The sequence below is a fragment of the Fodinibius salicampi genome (genome assembly GCF_039545095.1).
Classification (GTDB): Bacteria; Bacteroidota; Rhodothermia; order Balneolales; family Balneolaceae; genus Fodinibius; species Fodinibius salicampi.
The window spans coordinates 384,958-396,949 of record NZ_BAABRS010000002.1; the positions used below are offsets into that span (position 1 = coordinate 384,958).

General features: G+C 43.1%; 10 protein-coding genes. 7 read left to right on the top strand and 3 right to left on the bottom strand.

Annotated elements, in window-relative coordinates:
* Window positions 1-187 precede the first annotated feature (187 nt).
* From ABEB05_RS09510 to ABEB05_RS09520, 3 genes are all read right to left on the bottom strand, one after another.
* Complete coding sequence (locus ABEB05_RS09510) at window positions 188-1,915, bottom strand: TonB-dependent receptor plug domain-containing protein (protein ID WP_265789647.1); 1,728 nt, start codon at window positions 1,913-1,915, stop codon at window positions 188-190.
* 293 nt (window positions 1,916-2,208) lie between these two features.
* Window positions 2,209-3,105, bottom strand: a complete 897-nt coding sequence (locus tag ABEB05_RS09515; RefSeq protein WP_265789648.1) for a dimethylarginine dimethylaminohydrolase family protein — start codon at window positions 3,103-3,105, stop codon at window positions 2,209-2,211.
* A gap of 148 nt (window positions 3,106-3,253) precedes the next feature.
* Window positions 3,254-4,048 carry an SDR family oxidoreductase gene (locus ABEB05_RS09520; RefSeq protein ID WP_265789649.1) on the bottom strand — a complete coding sequence of 265 codons (795 nt, stop codon included), beginning with the start codon at window positions 4,046-4,048 and terminating at the stop codon, window positions 3,254-3,256.
* A 192-nt stretch (window positions 4,049-4,240) separates the two neighbouring features.
* On the opposite strand from ABEB05_RS09520, the gene ABEB05_RS09525 reads away from it, so the two are divergent.
* The 7 genes from ABEB05_RS09525 to hemE all read left to right on the top strand — a co-directional run bounded on the left by ABEB05_RS09525 (window position 4,241) and on the right by hemE (window position 11,949).
* Window positions 4,241-4,942, top strand: a complete 702-nt coding sequence (locus ABEB05_RS09525; RefSeq protein ID WP_265789651.1) for a response regulator transcription factor — start codon at window positions 4,241-4,243, stop codon at window positions 4,940-4,942.
* A gap of 39 nt (window positions 4,943-4,981) precedes the next feature.
* Window positions 4,982-6,385, top strand: a complete 1,404-nt coding sequence (locus ABEB05_RS09530; RefSeq protein WP_265789653.1) for a sensor histidine kinase — start codon at window positions 4,982-4,984, stop codon at window positions 6,383-6,385.
* Window positions 6,386-6,565: 180 nt separating this feature from the next.
* A complete protein-coding gene (gene hemH / locus ABEB05_RS09535; protein ID WP_265789655.1) occupies window positions 6,566-7,690 on the top strand; it encodes a ferrochelatase in 1,125 nt (374 codons plus the stop codon).
* Window positions 7,691-8,956 carry a glutamyl-tRNA reductase gene (hemA, locus tag ABEB05_RS09540; protein WP_265789657.1) on the top strand — a complete coding sequence of 422 codons (1,266 nt, stop codon included), beginning with the start codon at window positions 7,691-7,693 and terminating at the stop codon, window positions 8,954-8,956.
* The gene (gene hemC, locus ABEB05_RS09545) at window positions 8,949-9,878 is read left to right on the top strand and encodes a hydroxymethylbilane synthase (RefSeq protein WP_265789659.1); all 930 of its coding nucleotides are present in this window, start codon (window positions 8,949-8,951) and stop codon (window positions 9,876-9,878) included. Before hemA ends, hemC begins: the two co-directional genes overlap by 8 nt.
* A gap of 210 nt (window positions 9,879-10,088) precedes the next feature.
* Window positions 10,089-10,829, top strand: coding sequence for a uroporphyrinogen-III synthase (locus ABEB05_RS09550; RefSeq protein ID WP_265789661.1), 741 nt, complete (start codon window positions 10,089-10,091; stop codon window positions 10,827-10,829).
* Window positions 10,830-10,899: 70 nt separating this feature from the next.
* Window positions 10,900-11,949 carry a uroporphyrinogen decarboxylase gene (hemE, locus tag ABEB05_RS09555; protein ID WP_265789663.1) on the top strand — a complete coding sequence of 350 codons (1,050 nt, stop codon included), beginning with the start codon at window positions 10,900-10,902 and terminating at the stop codon, window positions 11,947-11,949.
* The last annotated feature ends 43 nt before the right edge of the window (window positions 11,950-11,992 follow it).

An 11,992-nucleotide genomic window follows, 5' to 3' on the forward strand; every position in this document is an offset into this window, starting at 1 on the left:
CCATTCCCGGTTAGTCATTTCGCCCATATTTAAATACCCGCTGGAGGCCAGATAAGGTGGAACAGGCAAATATGCATTAATAATCAAGTCGGTGCTGCGATGTAGAAAAAAATCGAAGCTGCCCCTGATTTTTTTTCGGCAGTTACAAAATTAAATCCACCGTTCCACATTTCCGTAGATTCCCACTTTAGGTCTGGGTTTTCACTCTGCACTTGCGAGTAGGAAGGAAGATATTGCCCATCCGAAAAGTAGTAGCCACGTGGTTCATAGATGGCCTTAGACCAACTGTTGTTTTGGGCACGTTCCCTGCTATGCCATAGCCTCCCCGGATTAACCATGAATCGGCAAATGAAAAGTTCAGCAGGTTGTCAAGGTCAAAGCCAGCTTGAAAATACGGAAAAAGGCCCCATTTATTTTCTTCGCCCAAGTAGGATGAGCCCTCATAACGAAGTCCCATATCCAGATACCAAGTATCATTACTGATACGGGTAGTTCCCCAAAAAGCGGTCAGCTGATGATCATTTTCATCAACTTCCTGTGGTCCCCCCATATTCGTAACATTTTTATCTTCTATAACCGTATAACTATCCGCAGCAGACAGGTTTCGGGCTTCTTTAAATACATGTCTGTAGTATAGGTTCTGAGCTGAAAATCCCATATCTGCATTAAGCGTGATGCTCTCATGGAGTGGGGCATTCCAGTTAAAATGAATATCTGCCATCCGATTTGTTTTAGTATCTGTTTCTGTTCGGCTATAACCGTTTGAATCGTAGCCGCGAAAAAAGCTGTCAGCCGGGTAGAATTCACCTCTGAAAAGTTCTTCCCTTGTTTCTGATAGAAGGAGGTGTGCCGAAAGTCCTTTTAGTTTTGAATCAAATTGGTAAGTACCAGTGAAGGTTCCCGAGGCCAGTCGGTCGTTTCCGTCGTGTTGGTTCTGTTCCAGTATAGCCAGTGGATTATAGTAGTCATATACCGGTTGTTGGTAATATCCTCCGAACTGAGGGTTATCTATTTCGCGAGGCACAGTTGGGTTAAAAGATATTGCATATTGAAAGGCCTCTCTGAAACCGATTTTAGATTGCTTACTGCTTCTTGAAAGATTAAGGCCGAGATCTAGCTGCTCATTCAGAAGCGTACTTCCGAGACGGATTCTTCCGTTGAGCTTATCGTATCCCTTATTTAGGGCGATTTCCTCTATATTCCTCGTATTCAGGGCTCCCCGATAGTGTAAGGCATTGGTACCACCTGATATAGAAAGGCTGTTAACTGTCGAAAGTGTTGTCTGAGTTATAATCTCTATCCAGTCGTTGTTCTCTGGGCTGGGCCTGTTGTAGGAGCCAAATATTTTTTCTTGCTGCAAAAGATAATTTATGGCATCTAACACATTGTATGAACGTCCAGGTTGCTCCATAGCTAAATAACTGCGAAAACGGATGGTCGGTTTGCTTGCCTGAGCCGGTTGTGTATGAATATGTATTACACCACGGGCACCCCTCAGTCCCCACTGGGCCACCGAAGCATTTTTTGCAACCTTGATGGAAGCGATATCACGGGGATCTACCAGTGAAAAAGGGATATCTGGCACACCATCTACGATATAGAGGGGCTGCTCGTTATTAAGCAAGGTATTGAATCCGCGAAGGCGAACATCAAATTGTCTGTTGGGATCGGAGCCTGGATGACTAATAAGTAGGCCCGGTAGGCGGCCCTGGAGAAGTTTCAGTGGATTATCAAGGTGACCGTTAAAATCGGTTTCTAAGTTGTAATACCAATTCTGATCGAGAAGTGTGTCTTTTTGGGTTGGAACTACCGAAAGGGAGTCTTTATTTGGTTGTGCATAGCCGGTTAGAGTGGTTGACAAAATACATCCCAGCAATCCCGTTGCGATTATGAAAGAGTTTATTGCTTTCCCCATTTTTATAAATTCTTGAGCACCTTCTTTTGAGGTGCTGAAGTTATATAAAGGAGTAACATGATATATAATCAAATAAAATCATTTTTTCATAGGAAGGGAATAGTCGTACCTCCTTAGATATAGAATAAATCACTGTAATATTTAGAGTTTACCGGCTCTTAATCATACATGGAACTGGTCTCTAAAGTTACTTTTTGATCGGTGGAAAATAGAAATATGGGGTCCAAAAGCAGTATGCGGGAGGAGGAAGGGTATTTTTGGAATCCGAAGAGTTCCCTTATCAGTAAGGCGTATTACCACAAGAGCATCTTCATACAGAAAACACTTCCCCCGCTTTTCAGAAACTCATAGGTGCTGACCTCATGAACTGCAAAGCCGGCGTCCCGTAATTTCTTGTTGACGTCTGTACAACCCTGTTGGATAATAACATTACGTCCGTCTGGACAGGAAGCATTACATGCAAACAGCTCTACTGCTTCATATTTGGATGCCTCTATAACCTCATCAAAAAGATTGTGGATAAGGTTAAGTCCCTCTTCTGTGAATGCATCAGGATAGATAAGAGCAGTATGTTCATCCAATACACAGAAACAGGTATCCAGATGGTAGAACGATTCATCTACAAGTTCGAGTGTAATAACCGGTACCTCAAAAGTTTCACAAATGGCTTCATAGGCTTTGTGTGAGGAGCGGAATCCGTATCCACCCCAAAGCAGGCGTCTGCCCGTATGCCAGATTGCATCACCGCATCCTTCAAAATCCTCAATTTTATTTTCATCCAGAAAATGTACTTCATAGCCGTTTTGTCGATACCACTGCTCGATGTAGGGGACTTCCTTTTTTCGCTGATCGGCATGCATAATACTCATAATTGCATGACGATTGCCTTCCTTATCTATATAGGGCAGGCTCTGGTTGGCGCAAAAAACCATATCAGGGAGTCCGTCCTGGTCTTCAATAATCCGCACTTCAATTCCGATCTGATCAAAAAGATTGCGTACGAGTTCCCATTCGTTGTGCGCCTGTATGGTATCAACTTTACCTACCTGGTCGGCCATATGGGGATTGATAACATAATCCACAGTATAGTGCAGGGGACGTACCATCAGTACCTTCGTGGGGAGGGGCATGGATGGAATATCGTCGATACCGAAATCAAGTTGATCCGCTGCTGTAATGAGTTGCGCCATAGTCTATATGGGTTAAGGGATATTGATGAAAAGATATCCTTAATTTCAAAAGTCAGATCTCAAAGATAAGCAATTGTCTGAAAGAATAAACTCCTCTAAAGAAATTAAAATATCGGATTATAGACAGATGCTATTTATTGAGCTGGTATTAAGTGACTTCTGAATTACGGAGCACTTTTTTGAGTAAGCCTGGAACCCAGCGCTTTAAATAGATTCCAGCTATCTCTTTTCCCCCGATGTATATTTCGTCTTTTCCTTTCGTAATTTTTGGCAGTACTTTTTCTGCAAAGTCATTCGGGGACATTCCTCTCTTTTGTCCCGTACCCATTTGGTTATGTTTGGTGCCGTCTCCTTCCAGGGCATTTTTTGTAACATCCGTTTTAATAAATCCCGGGCAGACCAGTGAAATTTGAATGTTATCTTCACAGACTTCTTGGCGCAGGCAATCAAAATAGCCGTGCAGAGCATGTTTCGATGCCGCATAACTCGACCGCAGTCGGGTTCCGAACTTTCCCATGACACTGCTGGTAACAACAATATGTCCGGTTTTTCGCTCAATCATTGACGGAAGAACGGCTTTAGTGAGTGCAACTGATCCCATGAAGTTAATATCCATCACTTTTTGTGTTACCTCCAGCTTAGTATCTATGGCTCTGGAACGCTGACTAATACCCCCGTTATTAAAGAGGTAGTCGATATGGCCATAGATGTTTAGGGCTTCTTGGGCTTTTGAAGCAAGTCCGTCTATTTTTTCCAGATCCAGGGTAAGGATATGAATATCTGAGGCATCACCGGAACAATTTTCTTTCACCTCTTTGAGAGCTCCCCCCCGACGGGATGAAAGAATAAGTTTTGCTCCGCGTTTGTGCAGGGCATAAGTAAGTGCTTCACCAATGCCGGAAGAAGCCCCGGTAATCCAGATAACCTTATTTTTAAATGCCATATCGTTGCAATTATGTATGTAAATAGTTGAATGTAGACTGAAAATGCGGAAAGGAGGTCAGCTTGACAAGGTTTGATTTTTGGTTTATTCAGATACTCGTTAAAGTTTGCTATTTTAACAGTAAAACGATTTTGGAAGGAATTCTGTTTTGCTCTGAATCATATACATACGTAATAAGCAAAAACTATTATTGTGAAGCCAAAGCATAGCATACTATTAGTTGAAGACGAAGAGGAGTCGGCCGAGATGCTGGCTAATTTCCTTGAGATGAATGATTATAAGGTGTTGGTAGCCCATGAGGGCAATAAGGCATTGGAGCTTATCGAAGAGTATGCCGGGGAAATACATTTGGCTATTCTGGATATTATGGTTCCTAATGTAAACGGAAAAGAAATTTGTGGTCATATTCGCAGGCATCCGGTGTTAAATGATATCCCGGTTATCTTTCTTACCGCAAAAGATGAAGAAGAAGATGAAATAAAAGGATTGGAGCTTGGAGCCGATGATTATATATCCAAGCCAGCAAGTCTTAACTTGGTCAAAGCACATGTAGAGACACTTTTGCGCCGGCAAAACCCACAGAAGGCGAATTGGCTGCAGTACGGGGATACCTATCTGGATACCGATGCCAAAGAGCTCTATGTGGATAATGAAAAGATAGAACTCACTTCAACAGAGTATACGTTGATTGAACTCTTTTATAAAAATCCCAAGCGTGTTTATACCCGCCAGGAAATTTTAGAGCATATTACGGAAGAAGATCATTTTGTGTTCGACCGAACAGTAGATGTGCATGTAAAAAATCTGCGTCTTAAAATGGGCGATGCAGGAGAAGTTATTAAAACATATCGTGGTATTGGATATGGATTGAATCGCGAGATCGTCAAGGTATAATACGGATCTCCCTTTGAGAAAGAAAAAACAGGTTTATCTATGAAAATCCGGTCGAAACTGGCTTGGACATTTATTCTGCTGCTCATTTTTGGAATTACGTCTATCAGCAGTTATTCCATTTTGTTTATTCGCGATTATTTGCTTGAAGAGGGACGGGTAGAGATGGAGCAGGATACCCGCTGGCTTGCCGTTACGGTTTCAAATCTGGTAAAAGACGGTGATTTTGAGCGCCGGTTTAATGATGCCGCCCGCACTTCGGGATACCAAATTGCACTGTATGATTCTACGGGCCGTTTAACGTATGCATATACCGGCGGTGACACAACTTTTGTACCGGATCAAAACCTATCTGCGGGTATTATGGAAAGTTTGTCGGCTCGTGATAACCTCCCGCTTATGCCCCGAAATCCTGATTCTGAGCTCTTAACCAGCTATGTGGTCTTACCGGATCCGGATAGATCCGGTGCACTGCACTATCTGCAGGCCGCACAACTTAAAGATGAGATTTATGCTCCCATCAAAACTATTCGATGGATTATTTATTACGGGATGTTTATTTCAATTGGATTAGTAGTGGTGGTTAGTATTTGGATATCGCGGTATTTGACGAAGCCTATTACACAAATTAAAAATGCCGCTCAGGATATTGCCGATGGGGATGTAGGTCGGGAAATCGATATTCAAAGAAGTGACGAGTTTGGAACATTGGCCACATCGCTAAACCAGATGGCTTTTAAGTTGCGGGAAGATACAAAGCAAATTAAGCAATACGCTAAAAAACAGCGGCAGTTGTTTGCTGACATTACCCATGAAATTCGCAATCCCCTACATACTATTTCAGGGGCACTTGAGATGTTAGAACTGAAAGATCTGCCCTCTGATAAAAAGGAGAAGTATTTAAACTCGGCTAAAAAGCAAACCGAGAGAATATCCCGCTTATTTAAAGATTTAAAAACACTGCAGAGATATGATTCTGATGAACATTTTGTGGAGATGCAGCGATTTGACCTTTCGCTTATTGCCAGGCATATGGTTGACTGGCATGGGGATAGAGCGGACGAGAAGGATATCCGGTTGGAGGTTGATCAGCATGAATGTCGGGCAATAGGGGACCCGGCCAAAATAGAACAGGTTGTTGATAATTTGATTTCTAATGCACTAAAGTACACATCCGAAGGGAGCGTCACGCTTCGCTATACTGCAGAAGGAGAGAGGATTAAGATTGAAGTGAGGGATACCGGTATTGGGATCTCGGATGAACATTTAGATCGGCTTTTTGACCGGTTTTACCGTACAGATAAGGCCCGTTCCCGAGATAAAGGGGGAACCGGCTTGGGCTTGGCTGTCGTTAAGGGGATTTTAAACGCGCATGATACCGAAATTCATGTGGAAAGTACGGTCAATGAAGGGACTTGTTTTTGGTTTTATCTCCCCCCCGGATGATAACTTTACATTTATTTGTAATGAATAGATTCGTTCTAAATAAAATATAGCGGCCTTTCTTCAAATTACCTTCACAAAGGATGGGTTTCTTTACCATGAAATAAGCTATAGCAGATAGAAATTACCGTGGAACCGAAATCTGGCATCTAGAAATGCCAATAGAAACAAATTGATCAGCAAATGGCAGAAGAAGAAAAACGAATTGGTGTAGTACTTATGAACCTAGGTGGTCCCACAGCAGACTACGCCGTACGGCCCTTTTTGTACAACCTTTTTCGTGACGAAGACATTATCAAGCTGGGGGGTGGTAGGTTTCAGGATTTCTTTGCAAAAATCATTTCAAAATTTCGTGCGCCCAACGTGCAGGAAGATTACGAAGAGATCAACGGTTGCCCAAAAGGCTGCATGGGCAACAAACACTGTCTGAATCGCAAAAACAGTATTACTTCAACTTGCTGCTCCCCGATTAATAGCCTTACGGAAAAACAGCGCCGGGCGTTAGAAAAATATTTTAAGAATGAAATGCCCGATCAGTTTGTAAAGGTATATACCTGCATGCGCTATTGGTTGCCATTTGCGGAAACAACTATGGAGGATATGGTCGAAGATGGTATCACTCATGCGGTAATGGTGCCCCTGTATCCGCAGTTTTCGTGGACGACTACGGGCAGTAGTTTTAGAGATTGGGAAACCAAGCGCGGTGAAAAATTTGGAGAGAATGCTCCCTGGAAAGAATTTCATGTTAAGAATTACCATCTGGATGAAAATTACCTGGATGCGATGAATGATCGTATTGATGAAGCACTGGAAGAGATGGATGAGGAGACACGCAACAAAACGCACTTTATTTTTAGTGCACATGGTACTCCACTACTCGAAGTAAGGAGTGGCGATCCATATACGACGGAAATTAACCAGACGATGGAAGCTATTATGGAAAAACGTGGCTACGATCATGAATATTGGTTAGGCTATCAATCGAAAGTGGGCCCACAGAAATGGACGCAGCCGAATACTGTGGATTTGGTTGAGCGACATATTGAGTATGGAATTAAAAACTTTTTGCTGATTCCCATCGCTTTTGTGACTGATCACGTGGAAACGCTCTTTGAGCTGGGTATTGAGCTTGTGGAAGACCTGGAAGAGGAAGGATATGAGTTTGAAAATCTAAAGGTCATGCCGGGTATTAATGACCATCCCCAATATATACAGGCATTAGCTGATCAGGTTTTAAGCAAGTTGGACTATGAGATCGAAGTTGAAAACAAAGTAAAGTCTGAATCTCAAAAAATTTCAGCTGAATAGATGTCCATTGAGAATCCTAAAATATCGGATTTTTCTGCCGTTGGCGTAAACCACTGGGAGGCTACCATAGGTATCCGTGAACAATTTTGCCTGGGTAGTACAAAGACAAAGGAACTCATTCAGGGAGCCAAAAGAGAAGGCATTAAGAGCCTTATCGTGGTTTCAACCTGTAACAGAACCGAAATCTTTGCACAGGATGCTTCACCCCAGGAGCTTATACGGTTGATTGTAACCTACTCGGGGGCAACGTTGGAAGAATTCCATAACTATGGATTCGAAAAAGTAGGAGAAGCAGCGGTCGAACATCTCTTTCAGGTAACGGTGGGACTAGATTCCCAGATACTCGGCGACCTGCAAATTGTAAAACAGGTCAAGGAGGCCTATGATCTGGCCAGTGATTTGGATGCAGTGGATGGCGAATTGCATCGGTTGATGCAACATGTATTCAGAGCACACAAGCGGTCCCGAAACGAGACTTCTCTTGGTGAGGGAGCCGCAACAACGGCCTATGCTGCCGTTAAGTTTGCTATCAAGACTTTTGATAACCTGCGTGATAAAAATGTATTGCTGGTTGGTACCGGGAAAATCGGCAAAGTAACCTGCAAGAATTTGATCAATCTGGGAGTCCAAAAACTTACGCTCATTAATCGTACGAGGGAGCGTGCAGAATTTGTTGCAGACAAGTTCGACCTCGAGGTAGCTGGAATGGATAAGCTGGCAGATGAAATAGCGGAAGCAGATCTTGTTATTGTTGCAACCGGAGCAAAAGAACCGGTGGTTACGCTGGATGACATGAAGCCCTCGCTGCTTGATCCGAAGTTTAAGGTGATGGTAGACCTGTCGGTACCTCGAAACATTGATCCGCAGATTGGCGAAATGGAGTTTATCGATTTGGCCAATATGGACTTTTTGACTGATGTGACAGATGAAGCATATCGAAAACGCGAAGAAAATATCCCTCTTGTTAAGAAAATAATCGAAGATGAACTCACGGATTATAAGAATTGGTTGAGCAAGCAGAAAGTGGTGCCAACGATCAAGGCACTTACGAATAAATTTGATACCATCCGCGAAGACGAATTCGAGTTCTTCAAGAATAAGATTTCTGATACGGATCGGGATAAAGTGGAGAATCTTACCAGGCGCATTGTGAATAAAATTGCCGCTTATTCAATTGAACATCTTCGGGATCATCATGAATCGGAGCAGGTAACTCAGGTCGTTAACGATATGTTCAAGCTTGAACACCAACCCGAGGATGAATAAGACAAAAGAAAGAACAATTCGTATTGGTACCCGCGACAGTCAGCTGGCAACCTGGCAGGCAAAGCAGGTGGCTCAGGAACTGCAAAAGCTTGGGCATAATACCGAGCTTGTTTTTGTTAAATCAGAAGGAGATTTGGATTTAACTACACCATTGACCGAAATGGGAGGCAAGGGGGTGTTTACCAAGGCACTGGACAGTGCCCAGCTTAACGATGAAATTGATATTGCGGTGCACTCTTTTAAAGATTTGCCAACAGAAAACCCGCTTCCGCTAAAAGTAGCGGCTATTATGGAGCGAGCAGACGCTCGCGATTCGCTGGTAGCGCCCGATGGTACCGAATTTCTGGACGATCCTGATTATAAGGCCACTATTGCCACCAGCAGTAACCGGCGGCGTGCGCAGTGGCTGCATTCCTATCCGAATCATGAGATTGTAAATATACGCGGGAATGTGAATACCCGTTTGAAGAAGGTGGAAAGAAATGATTGGGATGGCGCTATTTTCGCAGCGGCGGGCCTCGAGCGTATCGATCTTGGCCATCATATTAGTGCATACCTGGATTGGATGGTTTCAGCGGCTGCTCAGGGAGCAATGGCCGTGATGATCCGTGAAGGAGATACGAAGATGGAAGAGATCGTCTCACAGCTAAATCATGATGAAACGGCTATTTGTACAACCATAGAGCGTGATTTTTTGCACGATATGGAGGCTGGATGCAGCGCCCCGGTGGGAGCTTATGCCTTTATAGAGAATGAAGAAGTACATTTTAAGGCAGTGGCACTTACGCTTGATGGCCGTGAAAAATATGATTATGAAGATAGCGTATCGGTGGGGGAAGCTGGGGAGCTTGGTCATTCTGCGGCTCAAACCTTATTGAGTGAAGGAGCGATTAAGGTTATCGAAGAAATGAAGAAACGGTAATTTCTTCTAATGCCTTATCTAGACCTAAGGGCAAGAGCTTTAGCAGATTGAATGCCTAAGATTGTTCATCTTACATTCGGATGAAAAGATAGGTTTTAACGAACTAAGATTTTATGTTATTCTGAATTTATTTCAGGATCTGTTGTAAGTGATTAGCTTAATATTTCAGATACTGAAGTAAATTTAGCATGACACCATAATTAGTGATCAATGCGACAAGACAAACGAAATATTTTAGTTACGCGACCTTTATCCGCACGGCAAATTGAATATGCCCGTATATTGGGATTGGAGGCGATTATTGAACCTGCTCTTGAATTTAATTTTCCGGAATATTGGGATGGAGTGCTGAAGGTTATTACAGAACATTCGAAGTCGGACTGGATTTTTACCAGTACCAATGGTGTAAAGGCATTGGAAGAATTGATGGATGCCGGACTGCAGGTACGTCCTGAGGTACAGCTTTTTGCAGTAGGTTCTAAAACACAAGAGGCATTGCAGGAATTGGGACTGGAAGCCAAAATTCCCCGAACTGAAGACAGCAAGCATTTGGCTGAGTTAATTATTGAAGAAGGCAAAATTAATTCAGTAATATATTTTCATGGTAATCTCAGTCGTGATGAAATGACTGAGCGGCTGGAAAAGAATGGTATTGAAGTTATTGAACTGGAAGTTTATGAAACGGTTATAAATCCCGTCCAAATGCCCGAAAAAACGATAAGCGCTATCCTGTTTTATAGTCCCAGTGCAGTTAAAGGATTTGCACAGGGTGAAGGCTTTGAGAAGGAGTTGCCTCCGCTTTTTGCTATTGGTCCTACCACCGGTAAGGCTTTAAAGGAACACACCGATCAGCATATAGAGATTGCCAGACAACCCGATACCGAAGTACTTCTCCGTACCACATCAGACTACATTTTTAATCAGGTCGAACATTCTCCTTCAAAGAAGTAGGAGAAATGTTGATTCTCAACTTAAGCTAACAGGGAATACTGTTCCCGTTTCAAGTAAGAAAAATTTTTGTATGAGCCACAATTTTCCAGAGCTAAAAAATGATTTATTGCTACGCACACTCAACGGAGAAGAAGTTGAACGACCACCGGTATGGATGATGCGCCAGGCAGGCCGTTATTTACCCCAGTACATGAAGCTCAGAAAAAAATATACTTTTTTTGAGCGGGTAGAAACTCCTGAACTGGCATGCGAGATTACCATCCAGCCCATAGATGAACTCGAGCCGGATGCGGCTATCATCTTTTCGGATATCCTGACTATCCCTCAAGCTCTGGGTATCGATGTGGATTTGGTTAAAGACGTGGGACCGGTGATGGATAATCCCATCCGGAGCGTAGATGATGCTTTTGCTATTTTTGCGGAGGATGTGCCCGAAAAGCTCAATCACGTGATGGAAGCCATTACACTTACCCGCAAAGAACTCAATGGACGTGTGCCATTAATTGGTTTTGCCGGTGCACCGTGGACGCTTTTCTGTTATATGGTACAGGGACAGGGATCGAAGAATTTTGCAAAAGCTAAAGCGTTTATGTATCAGCACCCTGATGCAGCCCAACACGTGATGAAAGAGTTAACAAAGGCTACCATCGATTATTTAAAAGCACAGATTGAGGCTGGCGCGCAGGTAGTGCAACTATTTGATTCATGGTCCGGATTATTGAGTCCCGAAGATTTTAATAAGTGGGCCATGCCATACCTAATGGAGATTTGTGATGCGATTGATGAGGTCCCGGTAATTTTGTTTGCCAAGGGCAGCTGGTATGCACTGGAGCGCCTCAGCTTTAAAAGCAATGCCTCGGCGCTGGGTCTGGATTGGACGATAACACCGGAGTATGGCCGTGAGGCTACCCGAGGAAATACTGTATTGCAGGGTAACTTTGATCCCTCAAAACTAATGATGCCACGAGAAGAGATACGTCGCCAAACCAAACGTATGATCGACCGTTTTGGAACACAGAAGTATATTGCGAATTTAGGGCATGGAATATTACCGAATATCGCCGTAGATAATGCCCGTACTTTTGTAGATACGGTAAAAGAATATTCAGCCACAGATTAATGCAGGTGTCAACCAATATAATCTGTAGCTAAAACAATTATGA